21 protein-coding genes are annotated in these 17,059 nt (G+C 40.5%); 17 read left to right on the top strand and 4 right to left on the bottom strand.

All coding sequences use genetic code 11. From position 1 onward, the window contains the following. Positions 1–113: 113 nt before the first annotated feature. Both tlpB and MHI20_RS08355 read left to right on the top strand, forming a co-directional pair. The gene (tlpB, locus tag MHI20_RS08360; RefSeq protein ID WP_340937550.1) at positions 114–2,102 is read left to right on the top strand and encodes a methyl-accepting chemotaxis protein TlpB; all 1,989 of its coding nucleotides are present in this window, start codon (positions 114–116) and stop codon (positions 2,100–2,102) included. A gap of 90 nt (positions 2,103–2,192) precedes the next feature. After that, positions 2,193–2,717: a type 1 glutamine amidotransferase domain-containing protein gene (locus MHI20_RS08355; protein WP_008344162.1), complete on the top strand. Its 525-nt coding sequence runs from the start codon at positions 2,193–2,195 to the stop codon at positions 2,715–2,717. 55 nt (positions 2,718–2,772) lie between these two features. Here the strand turns inward: MHI20_RS08355 and MHI20_RS08350 are convergent, their stop codons facing one another. Further along, complete coding sequence (locus tag MHI20_RS08350; RefSeq protein WP_340937548.1) at positions 2,773–3,762, bottom strand: Gfo/Idh/MocA family protein; 990 nt, start codon at positions 3,760–3,762, stop codon at positions 2,773–2,775. Positions 3,763–3,962: 200 nt separating this feature from the next. Here MHI20_RS08350 and MHI20_RS08345 point away from each other — a divergent pair, with 200 nt between their 5' ends. From MHI20_RS08345 to MHI20_RS08330, 4 genes are all read left to right on the top strand, one after another. Beyond that, positions 3,963–4,355: a DoxX family protein gene (locus MHI20_RS08345; RefSeq protein ID WP_217967882.1), complete on the top strand. Its 393-nt coding sequence runs from the start codon at positions 3,963–3,965 to the stop codon at positions 4,353–4,355. 65 nt (positions 4,356–4,420) lie between these two features. Next, on the top strand, positions 4,421–5,563 hold the full coding sequence (locus tag MHI20_RS08340) for an AI-2E family transporter (protein WP_024719700.1): 1,143 nt from the start codon (positions 4,421–4,423) through the stop codon (positions 5,561–5,563). 124 nt (positions 5,564–5,687) lie between these two features. Beyond that, on the top strand, positions 5,688–6,521 hold the full coding sequence (locus MHI20_RS08335; protein WP_024719699.1) for an undecaprenyl-diphosphate phosphatase: 834 nt from the start codon (positions 5,688–5,690) through the stop codon (positions 6,519–6,521). Positions 6,522–6,692: 171 nt separating this feature from the next. Continuing rightward, positions 6,693–7,166: a hypothetical protein gene (locus MHI20_RS08330; RefSeq protein ID WP_007500557.1), complete on the top strand. Its 474-nt coding sequence runs from the start codon at positions 6,693–6,695 to the stop codon at positions 7,164–7,166. 40 nt (positions 7,167–7,206) lie between these two features. On the opposite strand, the gene bioB is transcribed toward MHI20_RS08330, so the two are convergent. The 3 genes from bioB to MHI20_RS08315 form a co-directional block, all read right to left on the bottom strand. After that, entirely contained in the window at positions 7,207–8,202 is a 996-nt protein-coding gene (gene bioB, locus MHI20_RS08325; protein ID WP_256689363.1) for a biotin synthase BioB, read from the bottom strand. 146 nt (positions 8,203–8,348) lie between these two features. Then, entirely contained in the window at positions 8,349–8,699 is a 351-nt protein-coding gene (locus MHI20_RS08320) for a hypothetical protein (RefSeq protein ID WP_003213146.1), read from the bottom strand. Positions 8,700–8,942: 243 nt separating this feature from the next. Then, positions 8,943–9,320, bottom strand: a complete 378-nt coding sequence (locus tag MHI20_RS08315) for a helix-turn-helix domain-containing protein (protein ID WP_256688675.1) — start codon at positions 9,318–9,320, stop codon at positions 8,943–8,945. Between the two features lie 159 nt (positions 9,321–9,479). Between MHI20_RS08315 and MHI20_RS08310 the strand changes: the two genes are divergently transcribed. The 11 genes from MHI20_RS08310 (at position 9,480) to MHI20_RS08260 (ending at position 17,049) form a co-directional block, all read left to right on the top strand. Beyond that, the gene (locus MHI20_RS08310) at positions 9,480–9,719 is read left to right on the top strand and encodes a helix-turn-helix transcriptional regulator (RefSeq protein WP_017358976.1); all 240 of its coding nucleotides are present in this window, start codon (positions 9,480–9,482) and stop codon (positions 9,717–9,719) included. An 18-nt stretch (positions 9,720–9,737) separates the two neighbouring features. Beyond that, complete coding sequence (locus MHI20_RS08305) at positions 9,738–9,890, top strand: hypothetical protein (RefSeq protein ID WP_162835675.1); 153 nt, start codon at positions 9,738–9,740, stop codon at positions 9,888–9,890. Next, entirely contained in the window at positions 9,868–10,062 is a 195-nt protein-coding gene (locus tag MHI20_RS08300) for a hypothetical protein (RefSeq protein WP_226650593.1), read from the top strand. The genes MHI20_RS08305 and MHI20_RS08300 overlap by 23 nt, the downstream gene beginning before the upstream one ends. A 102-nt stretch (positions 10,063–10,164) precedes the next feature. After that, complete coding sequence (locus MHI20_RS08295) at positions 10,165–10,569, top strand: Holliday junction DNA helicase (protein ID WP_041507685.1); 405 nt, start codon at positions 10,165–10,167, stop codon at positions 10,567–10,569. Positions 10,570–10,586: 17 nt separating this feature from the next. Continuing rightward, entirely contained in the window at positions 10,587–10,772 is a 186-nt protein-coding gene (locus MHI20_RS08290) for an XtrA/YqaO family protein (RefSeq protein ID WP_370648332.1), read from the top strand. Between the two features lie 124 nt (positions 10,773–10,896). Beyond that, positions 10,897–11,415 (top strand): sigma-70 family RNA polymerase sigma factor, encoded by a 519-nt coding sequence (locus MHI20_RS08285; RefSeq protein ID WP_096881788.1) that lies wholly within the window; start codon positions 10,897–10,899, stop codon positions 11,413–11,415. A gap of 152 nt (positions 11,416–11,567) precedes the next feature. Further along, positions 11,568–12,215: a phage terminase small subunit gene (gene terS / locus MHI20_RS08280; protein WP_008344125.1), complete on the top strand. Its 648-nt coding sequence runs from the start codon at positions 11,568–11,570 to the stop codon at positions 12,213–12,215. Positions 12,216–12,223: 8 nt separating this feature from the next. Beyond that, positions 12,224–13,525, top strand: coding sequence for a PBSX family phage terminase large subunit (locus MHI20_RS08275; protein ID WP_256689362.1), 1,302 nt, complete (start codon positions 12,224–12,226; stop codon positions 13,523–13,525). Beyond that, entirely contained in the window at positions 13,522–14,979 is a 1,458-nt protein-coding gene (locus MHI20_RS08270) for a phage portal protein (RefSeq protein WP_340937531.1), read from the top strand. The genes MHI20_RS08275 and MHI20_RS08270 overlap by 4 nt, the downstream gene beginning before the upstream one ends. A 35-nt stretch (positions 14,980–15,014) precedes the next feature. Next, positions 15,015–16,103 carry an XkdF-like putative serine protease domain-containing protein gene (locus MHI20_RS08265; protein WP_340937529.1) on the top strand — a complete coding sequence of 363 codons (1,089 nt, stop codon included), beginning with the start codon at positions 15,015–15,017 and terminating at the stop codon, positions 16,101–16,103. Between the two features lie 22 nt (positions 16,104–16,125). Then, positions 16,126–17,049 carry a phage major capsid protein gene (locus tag MHI20_RS08260; protein ID WP_008344119.1) on the top strand — a complete coding sequence of 308 codons (924 nt, stop codon included), beginning with the start codon at positions 16,126–16,128 and terminating at the stop codon, positions 17,047–17,049. Positions 17,050–17,059 lie beyond the last annotated feature (10 nt).

Below are 17,059 nucleotides of genomic sequence, written 5' to 3'. Positions count from 1 at the left end.
GCACATAATTTGGGTATTTTGGACTTATCTAGACTTTAATAAGTTAAAAAAGTAAAGAACCTAGTAGTACTTCCGATATATATACTATCTTACTAAAAGGAGTTTTCTTTTTTATGAATTTCATACAGTATTTCAAAAAACCATCGATATCAAAAAAGCTCGTTTTCTCTTTCTTATTTATTCTTTTATGCCCAATTATCGTATTGGCATTCTCTTCATATCATACGGCGAGCACCTCTTTAAATGATCAAATCATGCAAAGTGCAAAGGAAAATGTAGAACAGCTGGACAAAAACATTACGAAGGTTGTAAAAGTAAAAACAGACGCAGCCGATTTCTTTAGCAAATGGATTACGAAGAAAAAGCTGGGGCAAAAAGGAACGACTGATATTCAAGGACGCTTTGAGCAGTTCATGAGCATGAATGATGACACAGAAGGCATCTTTGTTGCTTCAAGTGATGGAAAAGTGTTTTCAAGATATCCAAATCAAAAAATGCCTGCTGATTATGTCGCAACTGAGCGGGATTGGTACAAAGATGGCTGGGCGAAAAACGGTGAGCTGTCTGTTTCCGCTCCATATCCAACCGCATCAACTGGTACGCTTGTTGTGACGATTTCTAAAAAACTAGAGGATGGTTCTGGTGTTATTGCCATGAACCTGGACATTGCAAATCTAGTAAAAGAGTCTAATAGTATCAATATTGGTAAAGAGGGTCATGCTTTTATCGGCAGCCCAGATCGAACATACGTGGCACATCCAACAAAAAAAGCAGGAACAAAATTAACAGGTGATTGGGTAGACAAGCTTTATACACAAGACAAAGGTTCAATGAGTTATATGTTTGAAGGAAAAGAAAAGCAAATGGAGTTCACAACAAACAAAGCGACTGGTTGGAAAATTGCCGGTACAATGTTTGTCAATGAAGTAGAAGAAGCGGCGCAGCCAGTCTTCAACATGGCGGCTATTATATTAGCTGGTGCGCTCATCATTGGCGGGATTCTCATCTTCTTTATCATCCGTTCTATTACAAAACCACTTTCCATGCTTGTCTCCTCTTCTAAGAAGATTAGCGAAGGAGATTTAACAGAAAAAATTGATGTTAAATCAAATGATGAAATTGGTCAGCTCGGTACAAGTTTTAATGAAATGAGTGAGTCACTCAGAGACGTCATCCAAGCTGTACAGACATCTGTTGAGAACGTGGCGTCATCGTCTGAAGAACTGACGGCAAGTGCAGGTCAAACGACAAAAGCAACCGAACATATTACATCATCCATTGAAACATTCTCGAATGGAAACGAAAATCAAAGTGAAATGGTGGAACAAAGTGCAGCCCACTTGAAACAAATGAACGAAGGGCTAAATGAAGTTGCTCAAACATCTGATGTCATTACAGAATCATCGGTTCAATCAAAAACAGTCGCAGAAACAGGCGGACAGCTTGTTGAACAGACAGTTGGCCAAATGAAAACGATTGATCATTCAGTGAAAGAAGCTGAAAGTGTGATCAACGGATTAGAGCATAAATCAAAAGATATCACCAACATTTTAGGTGTCATTAACGGTATAGCAGATCAAACGAATTTACTGGCACTGAATGCAGCCATTGAAGCAGCACGTGCGGGTGAGTCAGGCAGAGGCTTCTCGGTTGTAGCAGAAGAAGTCCGTAAACTGGCAGTTCAATCATCAGATTCTGCAAAAGAGATTGAAAAACTCGTCAAAGAAATTGTCTCTGAAATAGAAACGTCTCAAAATATGTTCAAATCTGTGAATGAAGAAGTGAAAAATGGCCTATCAATTACAGACCAAACAAAAGAAAGCTTCTCACAAATCAATCAGCAAACAGCGGAAATTGCGACAAGAATCAATGAAATGAATACGACAGTTCGTGAGCTTTCAAAAGGATCTGAGCAAATTTCTAAAGCAGTGAATGAAATTGCAGATGTATCGAGAGAGAGTTCAGCAAGTATTCAAGATATTGCGGCATCAGCAGAAGAACAGCTGGCATCAATGGAAGAGATTAGTTCTTCTTCGACGACGCTTTCCCAAATGGCGGAAGAATTGCGTGACTTAATTAAAAAATTCAAGATCAGTGAATAATGGAAAGTGGTTCTCCTCAAGGGGAACCGCTTTTCTTTTTAAGAGATGATCTCGTACAATAGAGGAAATCCGAAGAAAAGGAGAGATGTTATGCGTTTATCAAATAAGAAGGTCATTGCGTTAGTCAGTGATGATTTTGAAGATTTAGAGCTATGGTATCCCGTTTTGCGATTAAGAGAAGAGGGGGCAACTGTCCATCTCGTAGGCGAAAAAGCAGATCATGAATATATCGGGAAGTACGGAGTGCCAGCTGTATCAGATGCAGACTTCTATTCCATTCAAGCAGATGATTATGATGCGGTTCTCGTTCCTGGGGGATGGGCACCGGATAAACTGCGCCGATATCCAGAAGTATTAGACATCGTTCGTACGTTTGATGCAAAGGGCAAACCGATCGGACAAATCTGTCATGCCGGATGGGTGCTCATTTCAGCTGGTATCCTGAAAGGTAAAAAAGTGACGAGTACACCTGGTATTAAAGATGATATGACGAATGCTGGAGCGGAATGGTTTGATGAAGCCGTTGTGACAGATGGTCATATTGTATCTAGCAGACGCCCGCCGGACCTTCCGCCATATGTGAAAGCATTTGCCGATGTATTAGCGGCAAACTAGATTCACACGAACAAACAAAGGGCTGTAAAACGCCCTTTGTTCATTCAATGCCTCATTACATTTGTCTGTCGGCTGGATAGATAATGCCCATTTGTCTTCTCGCCTCGTCCATGACGGACATGGTTTGAACGGATAAGGCAAATGTATTGACTGGCGACTGTCCCTTTTTTTGCTTGATGCATTGAATGAAGTGATCGATTTCATAATACATAGCCGGTTGATCATCTTTGAGAGAAATATCGGTTTGCTGTCCATTTCGATCATGGATGATGATACGAGAAGGGCGATGGAATTGATCAATCACCATCGTGGCATCCTCCCCTTGAATTTCAGCAGATACATGAGATGTTGAGATTTTTGAATGGAAAAGAAGTGCTTGATGTCCTTCATATTGTAAAAGTAATGAACCGCTCCCATCTACTCCAGAAGAAAGTGTATAGCCTCTCGCGGTGATTTGATGTGGCAGCCCGAATAAATAAATGATGGGAAAGACAAGATACACGCCGATGTCCATTAAGGAGCCATTGGATAATTCCGGCTTAAAAGCATTTGGAATCTCACCGTTTCGGTAGGCATCGTATCTTGAGGAATATTTACAGTAATGAGCGATCACTTGCCGAATGGGGCCTAGTTGATCAAGATGCTGTTTGATTTGAAGAAAATTCGGCAGAAATGTTGTCTTCATCGCTTCCATTAAGCACACCTGATATTTTTTCGCAGCAGCAATCATTTCTTCAACCTCTTTCCGGTGAGAGGCCAATGGTTTTTCACATAATACATGTTTTTGATGCGCCATCATCAGCATCGCTTGCTCTTTGTGAAGGGCGTTTGGACTTGCGATATACACAGCATCAAACGCATCACTTGCCGCCATTTGCTGTAAATTAGTAAAGACGGTATCAATGCCATACTTGTCTGCAAATGCCTGTCCTTTTTCAGCAGACCGAGAATAGACGGCCGTACATGTAAAATCCGCCACTCCTTCACCAGCCTGTAAGAATCGATCTGTAATCCAATTCGTTCCGATGACAGCAAATCGAATCATGACATTCCCTCCTTCTGCTTTTCTCTGATTATACATGCTTTGAAAGCGTTTGTATGAAAGAATCTTCTTTTTTATTGAAAAGCGAATGAAACCTTTACCTTAGCTGATGCGTCTTACATAAAGAATATAAATGTACGAAAAGTGGATAGTTTCCTCCTTCATTCGGGTAATACTTGAGAAGGAGGGAGGAGGAAACGAACATGAAGCGCACCCTACATATAGGAAGTACATACGCATTCGCGCTTATATTTATAGCAGCCGGTGTTTTTCATGTGATAGAGCCAAGCGGCTTTGCCCGCATGATGTCTGGATGGCCATTTCCCTATGGCATCATTTATGCCACCGCATGCTTGGAATGGCTGCTGGCCGTATTACTGCTTCTTCCAAACGTAAGGATTGTGGCAGCAAAAATGATCGCTGTCTATCTGGTGCTCATTTTCCCTGCGAACCTATTTGCTGCGAGAGAAGGGATTCCATTTCCAGGGCAAGAGAGCACAGAACAAGCCTTGTTATGGATGAGATTAATCGGACAACCGATTTTGATTGGATGGGCCATGTCCATTGCGAAACTGGAAGAAAAGCTGAAACAATGATCACAAAATGATGATCAAGTAGTGTACAATTTACTAATAAAATAGCCCGTGTTTGGAGGAAAGATATGAATTCTATGCAAATGTGGAGCAGTCGATTTAGAAAATTTTTTCTTGATAACAAGTTTGTTCTCTTTTTACTCATCCTGCTATTAATAGGGTTGAATATCCTTGTTTTCATGAAGGCATCTTTTATTTTTACACCGCTCATTGTACTCATCAAAACCATTGCCTTACCGATTATTTTAACGGGGGTTGTGTATTATTTATTAAATCCAATTGTGAATTTATTAGAGAGATTTAAGGTCAAACGGATCTTTTCGATTTTGCTTTTATATATTGTCATTATTGGGATTATTACAGTGACCATTGTATCTATTATTCCTTTTTTACAAGCACAAACGATGAGTCTGTTTCATAATCTGCCGAAATACGTTGATACAGTAGAAGAACAGATTCGACAACTAACAGGAAGCAACTTCATTAATCAGGCGCAGAAAACGATGAATTTTAACGTCTCTGAATTGGTGAGTAAAGCGTCAAGTCAAGCGACGAAGATTTTGGAAAGTACTTTTACCGGAGTCGGCACTTTCTTAGGGGCGCTTACTGAAATTATCATCTCGATCGTGACGGTTCCGTTCATTCTGTTTTATCTATTAAAAGACGGCAAAAAACTGCCTGACTATTTCTTGAAATTTATTCCGAATAAGTTTAGAGAGCATACACATATCGTGCTTCACGAAATGAACCATCGCTTAAGCTCTTATATTCTTGGACAGATCATTGTCAGCTTCTGTATCGGTGTTCTTCTTTTAATCGGTTATCTGATTATTGGACTTGACTATGCGCTGCTTCTGGCGATTATTGCGGCATGTACAAGTGTAGTGCCTTACCTTGGGCCAACAATTGCCATTACACCAGCGATTGTGATTGCACTTGTCACATCACCTATTATGCTACTGAAACTGATCATTGTCTGGACAGTGGTTCAACTTATTGAAGGGAAATTCATTTCTCCTCAGGTCATGGGGAAAAACCTTCATATCCATCCGATTACGATTATTTTTGTTCTATTAACAGCAGGTAAATTGTTCAGCGTAGTCGGCATCATTGTCGCGATTCCGACGTATGCCGTTCTGAAAGTGATCACGACCCACCTGTTTGATTGGTTCAAAATGCGATCCAATTTGTATAAAGAAGAAAAGGTTTGATGTCATAATCTTTTTTAGAAAAAAATATAGTATCATAAAGACGAGCTTTCGAAAAAGAAAGCTTGTCTTTATGTGGACATAGATGTTTGCCTTCAAAAGATCAGAATTGAAAGGAAAGAAAATCATGAATCTATGGGATTTATTCGTGGCACTGGTTTTAGGAATTGTCGAAGGATTAACAGAGTATGCACCTGTCTCGTCTACAGGGCATATGATCATTGTTGATGATCTTTGGCTAAAATCAAAAGACATCATTACGCCAGAGGCTGCAAACACATTTAAAGTCGTGATTCAGTTAGGTTCTATTTTAGCTGTCATGATCGTGTTTAAAGATCGTATTTTGAACTTGTTAGGCTTAAAGAAAAATATCACAGAAGAACAAAAACGCAGCGGACATAAGCTGACCATTGCTCAAATTGCTGTTGGACTCGTCCCAGCCGTCATTTTAGGATTCTTATTTGAAGATTATATTGATAAATATTTGTTTGATGTGAGAACGGTCGCTGTCGGTTTGATTTTAGGGGCTGTGCTGATGCTTGTCGCTGATTGGATCAATAAACGTAAAACAGAAACAAGCTCTGTGGATAATATGACGTACAGACAAGCGCTGTATATCGGGTTATTTCAATGTTTAGCACTATGGCCAGGCTTCTCGCGTTCGGGTTCTACAATAGCAGGTGGTGTTATTCTTGGTCTGAATCACCGCGCGGCGGCTGACTTTACGTTTATTATGGCCATGCCGATTATGGCGGGAGCAAGCCTCTTAACACTTGTTAAAAATGCCGAATATTTAACAACAGACATGCTTCCATTCTTTATTGTGGGCTTTGTGAGTGCGTTTATTGTGGCTCTCTTTGTTGTTCGATTCTTCCTAAAACTGATTAATAAAATCAAACTTGTGCCTTTTGCGATCTACCGAATCATCCTAGGTCTGATTTTATTTATCCTGTTTATGTAATGATGGAAAACTACTCTTTTAAAAGAGTAGTTTTTTTGTTGTTTTGCCCTTTTAAACAGTAAAAATGGCCTCTTAATTGGTAGAAAAAGAAGTTTTTTCTTAAATTAGTGTTTAATTGACAAATAAAAGGGTAGTACATAAACATACCAATTAAAGGAGGAGTTAGAAATAATGAGGAAAACAAGTAAATTTTTTGTTAGCTCTATGATTGCTACGTCAATGGTTGCTGTCCCTTTATCTCTTACGACTTTTGGTCAAAAGGCTGAAGCTGCTACGACAACAGGTGTCGATGGAAGTGTCTCGATAGATCCAGTAGCCATTGCCGATAAAATTGAACAAGCAGTAAAATCATCTCAAAATCGTGATGGATTTGTAAAAAATGCGGCATACAGTGCATTCTATGAAGCAGGTCAAAATTACAACGTAGTTGTTCAAAACTTAAGCCAAGATCATGACTTTAGCGGACTGAACAATGTTGTCTATTATGATAGTGTTGAATATGACGGCATTACGTTTGGTATTTGGGTATTTGAAGATGGTACGTTTGTCAACAATGGTGACGGCGGCTATATTAACTGGACTTTTGTTGGCAGCTTTGACCGCGAAGAAGGAAGCGGTACTGTCGATTTCCATAAAAGATTCTAATCTCAACGTCAAAAGTCTGCCGATCCATCGGCAGACTTTTTTAAAGCGCACATTCTTCTATTTCAAAACCTAAATCTTCAATGATGTGATGATCGGTTTGAACTTGCTGTCCTTTTGTCGTTAAATAATCGCCTACGAAAATAGAGTTTGCTGCATATAATGCGAGAGGCTGAAGCGTTCGCAAATTAAACTCTCTTCCGCCAGATACTCGAATTTCCTTAGCCGGGTTGATAAATCGCATCAGTGCCAAAACCTTCAACGCTTTAATCGGATGTGTGCGTTCTTGATGTTCAAGAGGCGTTCCTTCAATTGCATGGAGAAAGTTGACGGGAATCGAATCCGCATCAAGGGCTCTCAGCGCAAAAGCCATTTCGACAATTTGTTGATTGGTTTCGCCCATTCCAATAATAACCCCTGAACATGGTGACATCCCTGACTGTTTGACCTTATCAATGGTCGATACGCGGTCATCATACGTATGGGTCGTTGTAATTTGAGCATGATGATCTTGATGTGTATTGAGATTATGATTATACCGATGAACACCCGCTTCCTTCAGCCGCTTCGCTTTTTCTTCATTTAATAACCCAAGGCATGCACACACCTTCAAAGGCATCGTCTCAGTAATTTCCTTTACTGCTGCGGTGACTTCATCTAATTCACGGTGCGAAGGTGCTCTCCCGCTTGCTACAATACAATAAGTCCCTGCTTTTCTTTTTAACGCCTCACGCGCACCGGCCACAATGTTTTTTTGGTCAAGCATTGTATACCTCTCAACAGGAGCTGTTGAAATCACCGATTGTGAACAATACCCGCAGTTTTCAGGACAATATCCGCTTTTGGCGTTAAAGATCATATTTAACTTCACCTTTTTTTGAAAAAAATGAAATCTCACCTGATAAGCTGCATGCATAATAGGCAGCAACTCTGCGTCGTCTGCTCCAAGAATTTTTAGACCTTCTTCCATAGTAATCGGTTCATGATTGATGGCTTTCTTCACGAGCGTTTCCCAAGACAAAGACGTTATTTTTCCCATCATAAGCCCCTCTCAATATGTAAACTTATTTTTATTAAAAGTTAACATAATAGATAGAGATTGGCAAGCACTGGTAAGCATCCTAAGTAAAAACACAGAAAGGCGATGAACATATAGTCATCGCCTTTTCATATGAAAAAAATCGCTTAACGAACAGTAATATAGTTAATAACAAGCTCACCTAGTGAATTATAGTAAGACACTGTAACAGAACCGCGTTGTACAGCACGGATCCAAGTGAAGTTTGGAGCAGTTTGGTCTAATTGAATGGCATACGTTGCGCCTGAGACAGAAATTTGACTTGCTGGAAGTGAAACAGCGATTGAAGAACCTACAGTAAGTGTGCGGTTCACCGTAATCACTTTATTCATAATAGGAGCTTTTGCTATAACTGGTTCTTTAGGCTGTGCAGCTGCATGAGCACCTTCTGTTTGGAAGAACGTAAGAGCACCTAAAGCAGCTAAAGACAATGTACAAGCTTTCATTAATTTTTTCATCGGTAACACTCCTTTTTTTGGTATATACATATATTAATAATAATAGAATTATATGTCAATCAAAATAAGTGGAAAAATGAGTATTTTTGGTGAAAATTGTCACATATTATGTAGGGGAAGACGATTTTGCCCAAAAAACACATGATTTTTTATTCATATGTCATTCTTTTTTAGGGGGAAAAAGAGACATAAAAAAAGCTGGGTATCTACCCAGCTATGTGATGCTTTATGAAAAGAGATCTTTTATTTGTCGTCTGTCTGTTTTGGCTGACGGCCTTTTTGTTTCTCTTTCTCTCTAATGTAGTTAATAAAGTCGATGGTTTGTCTTCGTGCTTCTTCAGAAAAATCGGAGGCAGCTTTAAACGCAATTTGCAAATCAGGATCATCTGTAAGATCGTCATCAGAGGCGTTTTTGTCTTTACCTGTGAGAAGATAATCTGTTGAGACCCCGTATAACTCGGCGATTTTCACAATCATTTCACCATCTGGCTTTCTCAATCCATACTCCCAGTTAGCATAGGTCGACATCGCCTTTAACCCGAGTTTTTTGGCAACGGTAGACTTACTCCATCCATGTTTCTCTCTTAATTCAGTTAGAATCTTTCCAGTCAAATTATCCATCGGAAACACCTTTTTTCATATTATGTGTAAATTTTATCATGAATTACACGGAAAAGATAAATAAATACACAAAAAGAATAAAAATATGATTGACTTACCCGTTTTGTGTATATTATCATAATGAATATAACTTACACATAATGAGTAAGAGGTGGAAACATGAAACTTGAAAATTTACGAGAAGAACGAATATTACAAGGAAAAACACAAACGTATATGGCGAAAAAACTTGGATATAAGTACACGAGTGGCTATGCAAATATAGAAATGGGCCGAACAAAGCCCAGCTTAGAAATAGCCAAGCATATTGCAGATTTGCTAAATATCGGTGTTCAAGAGCTTTTTTTTGGTCAAAAGTTACACAAAAAGAGTAATAGTCTTGAGGAAGACCGTTCTTAAAAAGGGGAGACAAACAGAATGAATATCGAACATCCGATGGTGACACAAATGAATGATTTCGGCTATCCAAAACGTTACTGGCCATATGAAATGTCCCGAAATGGTTATCGATTAGAGGACGAGGACCGTGAGAAAGGATTTGATGATGATGAGACATCAGATGACATTTGATGCCCGAAAAGAAGCACAGCATTGCCTAGTACAAGCTGGCGGCTGGATCACTTTTCATCAAAAAGAGCCTATTTTTGCTTTCCCCACGGCAGAAGAAAAACGCACATACATGACCCTCATGGCAGAAAAAGCCGTTGATGACAAGAAGAAGGAAAGGATGAATGCGACATGAATCGATTGAAGCAAATCATGACATTCCTGAAATGTTTGCTCAATGCGGGTCAAAACGAACAAGACATTCGGCAGTGGGCGAAGGATGACGGGAGATCGTAGCATGGTCCTTCATTTTATCATTGAAAAAGAACATTTATGCACAAAAGAGACATTGATAAACAGAATTCAAACAGCCGCTAAAGCGCAATGCACAAGCAAAATAAAAGGCGCATTATCACTCGACATTCGCTCATTTTACAATATGCCCATTGATCTAGCGAACAGCCAAGACACGCGTACATCTGCTGAAAAAGGCTTGATACGCCCGGTACACATCAGCATTCTTCAACCAAATTTGCAGTATATACAAGAAGCACTTCATGCCGTTACCGATGACGCCTCTTTACAGATTGTAGAATTAAGAGTTTCACAGTTTTATAGCATGCGTCCTCGAATGGAAATCATTTTAAATACGATGGGTGATGATATGAGATCCTCACCACCAAATAAGGAGACAAGCATATGAACGAGCCAAAACAACTCATGATTCAAGAAAACCAGACATTTGTCGGTGAAATGGAAAAAGGAAAGATTCAAGTCATTGTGTTAGATGGAAACGTAGGAACGGCTTATATGATGGATGTACCTGAGCATGGAAAAACGATTATTCAAACAGCAAAAGGGCATTTTGCAAGAGTCGATCATGAGATTGGTTTTAAAATCAGCTAGTCTGATGAACAAGAACAACTGAATAAGTCCAAGACGGAAAGCCTGCGGACACCGATCAAGACCCTATAGAAAGGGGCTGATTGGTGTCCGTTTTTTATTTTCTTAAAAAAGGGAGAGAGCATAGATGCAAGATTTACTGATTGAATATAAAAGAAGTTTAAAAGATGCCAGAAAACGATATGAACAATTGAAAGACAAAGAAGAGAAACAGATGTCAGATCAGGACAAACATGATCAAAAAATGATCGCCAGTATGGTCAGTGATTTAGAATACGTGGTGGAATGGCTTCAAATCGGGAGAGAGCCAGGCGCACGCAGAGGATTAGATAGACGGTCTGTGTATCAGCGCACCATTCTTGCTAATCAAGAGGTATTAGAGGCTTTATCACATGAATACACCCTCATTCAAGAGAAAGAAAGAGAGGTAAGTGAGCGGGATAAAAAGCGAATCGATGAAGCTTTGTCTGTTTTAACAGATCGAGAGAAAGACGTGTTTTTTATGCACACAACGCAGGGTCTGTCATTTAGCGAGATTGCGATCATGCTAGATGTAAAAAAAGGAACAGTCCAAAAACATATGGAAAGAGCTCGGACCAAAATGTCCAAAAAAGTACAAGAACGCCTATTCAGAGCTGCTGAATAGGCGTTTTTTCTTTCATCACATCAATCTTCAAAAGCTTGTCTTACAGTTGCCACCTATAGTTAGAAAGACCAAACGAATGTTTGCTAGCCCGGCACAAATGATTTCTCTTCAGGGAATCATTCGAACTAAAAGGAGGCGGCAGGTGAATGTAAATGAAAGATAAACGGATAGAGGCTAAGCAGGATTATATGAAAGGGATGACGTACCAGCAACTAGCCGATCATTACAACGTCTCCATCCATACCGTTAAATCATGGAAAAGACGATACGGCTGGCAAAGACAAAAAACACCGTCAAAGCAGGCGCACTCGATCTTTCATCAATTTCTTTCAGATGAAACGATTGAAATCATGGAAAAAATGGATGGGCGCACATCTCTTGATATCATCTGGGATCAAATTCAAATTCAATACGCAGCCATTATTCGAGCGCAGCGCATCATGCATGTAGCAGATCAAGATGACATGATCAAAGAACTGAAAAAGGCGACGTACTTGCCTTCTTCATTAGAGGAAGAAACAGGCGAAGGCATTCATCCAGAGCCAGAGATCACGGCAGAGGAATTTTCGTTTCAATTTTCATGGGATCGGCATGCTACTTTTTTAAATGCCCAATCTCGTGCAATGGGAGAACTAAGACGGCTGATTAAACAGTTTGAAGAGCTCGCTCACGCAAAAGATGAACGAAGATTAAGGCTGAAGCAAATTGAGCTGACAATCGAAAAAACAAAAAAAGCAGTTCGTGAGGAAAAAGAAGAAGATCTTCATATCATGATCAAAAGAAAAGAGGACGATTCATGACGCCGTTGATTGAAAAAGAAGTCAATCCTCACTTTGAACACTTTTTGTTCGATTGGAATCAAAAGTTTCAGTTTTTAGTAGGCGGTTATGGCTCCTCCAAAAGCTATCACATTGCTTTAAAGCTGATTTTAAAACTGCTTGAGGAAAAACGAACAGCACTTGTCATTCGAGAAGTGTATGATACGCACCGGGAGTCGACCTACTCTCTTTTACAAGAAATCGTCAGCGATCTTGGCATCGATCATCTAGTAAAGTGCCGCAGTTCACCGCTTGCTCTCACTTTTCGCAATGGGAGCAGCATTTTATTTAAAGGACTGGACAAGCCTGAGAAATTGAAGTCGATCAACAACATCTCAATTATTTGGATTGAGGAGTGTTCCGAGGTTTCTTATGAAGGATTTAAAGAACTGCTTGGAAGGCTGAGACATCCGGTTTTACCTCTTTATATGATGTTATCGACGAATCCCGTTGGTCAGGATAATTGGACGTACAGACATTTCTTTCGAGATGAACAGCTGAAACGATTTGTCCTTGATGACGAAACCTTATACAAACAGCGAACCATCGTGATAAAAGATACGTACTATCACCACTCAACAGCAGAAGACAATCTATTTCTTCCTAGAAGCTATGTCAAGCAGCTGGATGAGCTGAAAGAATACGATCCAGACCTTTATCGAATTGCAAGGAAAGGATACTTCGGTATCAATGGCACAAAAGTGTTTCCGCAATTTGAGGTCAGACAGCATGCTGACGTATTAGATGCGATCGGGCAGATTGAAAGACCGCTGAAACGAGCGGGAATGGATTTTGGATTTGTCGAATCCTACAATGCGCTCATTCGGTTAGCTGTCGATCATGAAAAAAAGTACTTATATATTTATTGGGAATATTACGACCGCGGGAAAACAGATGATGAAACAGCTGTTGATTTGAAAGAATTTGTTGAATCAAAGGAACTCATTAAGGCAGACGCAGCAGAGCCTAAAACGATTCACTATTTTCGGCAGCGCGGATTTCAAATGGTCGCTGCGCATAAGTTCCAAGGGTCACGTTTGCAATATACAAAGAAAATTAAACGATTTAAGAAAATCATTTGTTCTGATGCTTGCCCTTATACCATCTATGAACTTCAATCACTAACCTATAAGGCAGATAAGAACGGCCGCTTAGAGGAAGATGAATTTCAAATCGACCCACACACATTATCCGCCATTTGGTATGCGCTAGATGATTATGAGGTGACCGATTTGAAACAGACTGCTTCAGAGCGTGTCCGTCCAAACCGGGAGAGGAGGTCCATACAATGAAACAATTAAAAGCAACGATTATGAAGGCCAACATGTCTGATCATACAAAACAAATGTATGAGGATGAATTTTCATACGAAAAAGATGACATTGTCCCGCCGCCCTACCATATCAATGAATTAAAAAGCATGGCAGAATACTCAACGATTCTTCAGCAATGTATAGATGCGTATCGAACAAACATTTTAGGCTTTGGCTTTGGGGTGGAATACGCCTTTGATTTTAATGCGGAAGATGTGAAACCGGTCAAAAAGAAGACAGCCGAGAAGGAATGGACAAGACTCGAAGAGTTTACGAAATACATGAACTATGATGAGTCTGCTGACGTGATTCTTGGTTATGTCCTAGAAGACCGGGAGAAAACAGGAAATGGCTTTTTAGAGGTGCTGCGGGATGGACAAGGAAAGCCGGCAGGAATCGAGTATTTGGATGCACTCCATATTCGCATTTGCAAGTTGAGTGAGCCAGTCGACGTCGAATTCCGCTACACAGAAAACGGCGAATTAAAGACGATGAATCGCAAGAAACGATTCCGAAAATATGTGCAGGTCATCAATGAGAAGAAAGTCTTTTTCAAGGAGTATGGTGATCCGCGCATATTAAATTATGAAACAGGCAAGTACGATGATGCTACACCAGAACCACTTCAAGCAACAGAAGTCATTCATTTTAAAATTGGCAGTGGGACGTATGGGATTCCCCGCTGGATTGGCAACATCGTCAATATGTATGGCGCACGAAAAGCAGAAGAGCTGAATTATCTTTATTTTAAGCAAGGAAGGCATGTACCTGGTGCCATCATTGTTGAAAACGGCATGCTGTCAGAGACTTCTTATCAGCAGCTACAAGATTATATGGATGATATTGAAGGGTCTGATCATGCGCATAAGTTTTTATTGCTCGAAGTAGAAGGGCTTCCGACAGAAAAAGGATTAACAGGTGAAGAAGATGTATCAAATGTCAAAGTGAATTTTAAATCCTTGGCGGAAATCCTGCAAGAGGATGCGCTCTTTTTAGAATACGATGAAAAGACGAGAAACAAAATCCGCTCCGCTTTTCGTCTGCCGCCTATTTACACAGGAGAGTCACAAGATTATAACAAGGCTACAGCAGATACCGCGCGAAAAACAACGGAGGAGCAAGTGTTTCAGCCAGAGCGGCATCTTATTGCAGGGAAACTCAATACTCTTTTTCTCCCGGATTTAGATATATGGCATGTCCGCTTTCTATTAAATGGTCCTGACTTTAGAGATCCATTAGAGATAGCGAAGGTTCTAACACCATTTATTCAGGCTGGGGCAGTATCGCCAAATGATTTACGAGATCTTGCGGGGCGTATTCTTGGTAAGACGTTAGAGGAATGGCCGGAAGAATTCTACCACCGACCTTTAGAAAGCCGCATAAAAACAGCTGATGGGCTGTCTCCATCCGAGTCAAACCAGCTGGAGAAATAGAAGGACGTGAGCTTTTTTTGAAAGGGGGTGAACATATGCCAAGGGAATTAAAAAACGCAAAAATTACACATGTTTCCTATGTGGACAAGGCCGCCAACCACAAGAAATTTTTCTTGATGAAAGCAAAGAAAAAGCAGCCTGACTTTCAAAAAGAAGTCAGTGTCCTGACGAAGGCAGATGATGCGCATCGCCTCGTATATGGCGTCGTGTATGAACCGAATACACCTGATGCACATCAAGACTTTATGTCGGCCAAAGAAATTGAAAGAGCAGCACACGGTTTTATGAAAGATGCCCGTCACATTGATAAACAGCATGATTTTCAAGACGGTGTTGGCGAAGTCGTCGAATCATACATTGCCCCAGCGGATTTTGAAGTAGGCGGGGAGCTGATTCAAAAAGGATCTTGGGTACTTGTGACAAAGGCATCACAAGATATTTGGGACCAAATTCAGCAAGGCCATATTACAGGCTACTCAATGGCTGGAACAGCAGACATCATCGCAATAGAGGAACACGATCAGCTCCTATCTCAAGAAACGAACGAGAGAGGGCTTTTTTCTTTGCTGAAAAATTTCTTTTTGAAAGAGGAAGGTGCAAATATGCCACAACAATTTTGGAGCGTTTTAGATCATCTGCTGGAAACGTTGCAGTCAAGTGATGGTGATGAGTCTAGCGTAAGAGCGGCACTTGAACAATTGATTCCAATTGTGCAGGATGTGTTGAAAACAAATGATGTCCTCCAAACGATTGGCGAAAGACCAGCATCCGTTCAAAAGCAAGATGCCGGATTAACGACTGATCAAGTACGCGAACTAGAAAAAGCAAAAATGGCCATCGACAACGTTTTACAAGCGGATAAACAAGGGACAGATCAAACAGGTGAAGAAGAACCTGTGCAAAAAGTGCTGGAGCAAGTGGTTGCGCCAATTCGTCATCAGCTCTCTTCCTTAGAGAAATCAGCAGGCAGAGAAAAAGCAGCGATTCAGGAAGTGCTTCAGCAACAGCTACTGCCTATTTCAGAGCGGATACACATGCTTGAAAAAGCGCGGGGCATTTCTAAACAAACAAATCACGATACACAAAATGATATGACAAAGCCCATATGGGATGGCTTACTATAAGCCTAAATAAGGAGGAAAAAGTGTGAGAAATCAAGAGTTGATTCGCAAGGCTGAAATGACACTTGCCAGCTTAAAAACAGGCGGTCTCATGAACGCAGCCCAATCCAACACATTCATTAGAATGATGCAAAATACACCAACCGTTTTAAATGATGCACGTATCATTCCAATGGAAAGTGATTCACAAAAAATCGAAAAAATCGGCTTCGGTCAGCGCATTTTACGCCCAGCAGAAGAAGGCAAAGCGCTTGATGCAAAAGACCGTGTTGTCCCAGCGACAAGCACTGTCCAGCTCAATGCAAAAGAAGTCATTGCTGAGATCCATATGACGTACGACAGCATTGAAAACAACATTGAAAAAGACGGGATTCAGCAGACCATTATGCAAATGCTGGCGGAACGAGCGGCAGTCGATATTGAAGAACTGATCGTCAACGGTGATACAACATCACAAGATCCATTTTTAGCTCAAATGGATGGCGTACGAAAACAGGCAGTTTCTCATATTGTCGATGCGAATGGAGCGGAAATTAGCCGTCAAATGTTCAAACAAGCCTATAAAGCGATGCCGTCAAAATATTTACGTGTACCTCAGGATTTCCGTTTTTATACATCCCCAAGTTTAGAGGTCGAGTGGAAAGACCAAGTAGCAAACCGTCAGACAGGTCTCGGAGACGCGGCGATTCAAGGCGGACTTTCTTCTGCATTCGGTGTTCCGGTCAAAGGTCTTGCCAATATGCAGCCATATGATGAAGAAGGAACAGACGTATCAGATATTTTACTGACACACCCGAAAAACATTATCGTAGGGTTTTCTCGCAATATTCGTATTGAAGTAGAAAAAGATATTCGTAGCCGTAAGTTTATCATTGTTCTGACAGCGAAGCTCGACAGCAAATTTGAGGAAGAGGATGCTGTAGCCAAAGTAATGAAAGTGAAAGAGTAGGTGACAGCAG

Origin of the sequence: Bacillus sp. FSL K6-1106 (genome assembly GCF_038005245.1) — a bacterium.
GTDB lineage: Bacteria > Bacillota > Bacilli > Bacillales > Bacillaceae > Bacillus > Bacillus altitudinis.
This window is presented reverse-complemented; position numbering and strand designations above follow the sequence as displayed.

What these genes read in the sequence shown, in the direction of transcription:
- tlpB (WP_340937550.1), top strand. Translation starts at nt 114, where the DNA reads ATGAATTTCATACAGTATTTCAAAAAACCATCGATATCAAAAAAGCTC.
- MHI20_RS08355 (WP_008344162.1), top strand. Translation starts at nt 2,193, where the DNA reads ATGCGTTTATCAAATAAGAAGGTCATTGCGTTAGTCAGTGATGATTTT.
- MHI20_RS08350 (WP_340937548.1), bottom strand. Translation starts at nt 3,762, where the DNA reads ATGATTCGATTTGCTGTCATCGGAACGAATTGGATTACAGATCGATTC.
- MHI20_RS08345 (WP_217967882.1), top strand. Translation starts at nt 3,963, where the DNA reads ATGAAGCGCACCCTACATATAGGAAGTACATACGCATTCGCGCTTATA.
- MHI20_RS08340 (WP_024719700.1), top strand. Translation starts at nt 4,421, where the DNA reads ATGAATTCTATGCAAATGTGGAGCAGTCGATTTAGAAAATTTTTTCTT.
- MHI20_RS08335 (WP_024719699.1), top strand. Translation starts at nt 5,688, where the DNA reads ATGAATCTATGGGATTTATTCGTGGCACTGGTTTTAGGAATTGTCGAA.
- MHI20_RS08330 (WP_007500557.1), top strand. Translation starts at nt 6,693, where the DNA reads ATGAGGAAAACAAGTAAATTTTTTGTTAGCTCTATGATTGCTACGTCA.
- bioB (WP_256689363.1), bottom strand. Translation starts at nt 8,202, where the DNA reads ATGGGAAAAATAACGTCTTTGTCTTGGGAAACGCTCGTGAAGAAAGCC.
- MHI20_RS08320 (WP_003213146.1), bottom strand. Translation starts at nt 8,699, where the DNA reads ATGAAAAAATTAATGAAAGCTTGTACATTGTCTTTAGCTGCTTTAGGT.
- MHI20_RS08315 (WP_256688675.1), bottom strand. Translation starts at nt 9,320, where the DNA reads ATGGATAATTTGACTGGAAAGATTCTAACTGAATTAAGAGAGAAACAT.
- MHI20_RS08310 (WP_017358976.1), top strand. Translation starts at nt 9,480, where the DNA reads ATGAAACTTGAAAATTTACGAGAAGAACGAATATTACAAGGAAAAACA.
- MHI20_RS08305 (WP_162835675.1), top strand. Translation starts at nt 9,738, where the DNA reads ATGAATATCGAACATCCGATGGTGACACAAATGAATGATTTCGGCTAT.
- MHI20_RS08300 (WP_226650593.1), top strand. Translation starts at nt 9,868, where the DNA reads ATGAGACATCAGATGACATTTGATGCCCGAAAAGAAGCACAGCATTGC.
- MHI20_RS08295 (WP_041507685.1), top strand. Translation starts at nt 10,165, where the DNA reads ATGGTCCTTCATTTTATCATTGAAAAAGAACATTTATGCACAAAAGAG.
- MHI20_RS08290 (WP_370648332.1), top strand. Translation starts at nt 10,587, where the DNA reads ATGATTCAAGAAAACCAGACATTTGTCGGTGAAATGGAAAAAGGAAAG.
- MHI20_RS08285 (WP_096881788.1), top strand. Translation starts at nt 10,897, where the DNA reads ATGCAAGATTTACTGATTGAATATAAAAGAAGTTTAAAAGATGCCAGA.
- terS (WP_008344125.1), top strand. Translation starts at nt 11,568, where the DNA reads ATGAAAGATAAACGGATAGAGGCTAAGCAGGATTATATGAAAGGGATG.
- MHI20_RS08270 (WP_340937531.1), top strand. Translation starts at nt 13,522, where the DNA reads ATGAAACAATTAAAAGCAACGATTATGAAGGCCAACATGTCTGATCAT.
- MHI20_RS08265 (WP_340937529.1), top strand. Translation starts at nt 15,015, where the DNA reads ATGCCAAGGGAATTAAAAAACGCAAAAATTACACATGTTTCCTATGTG.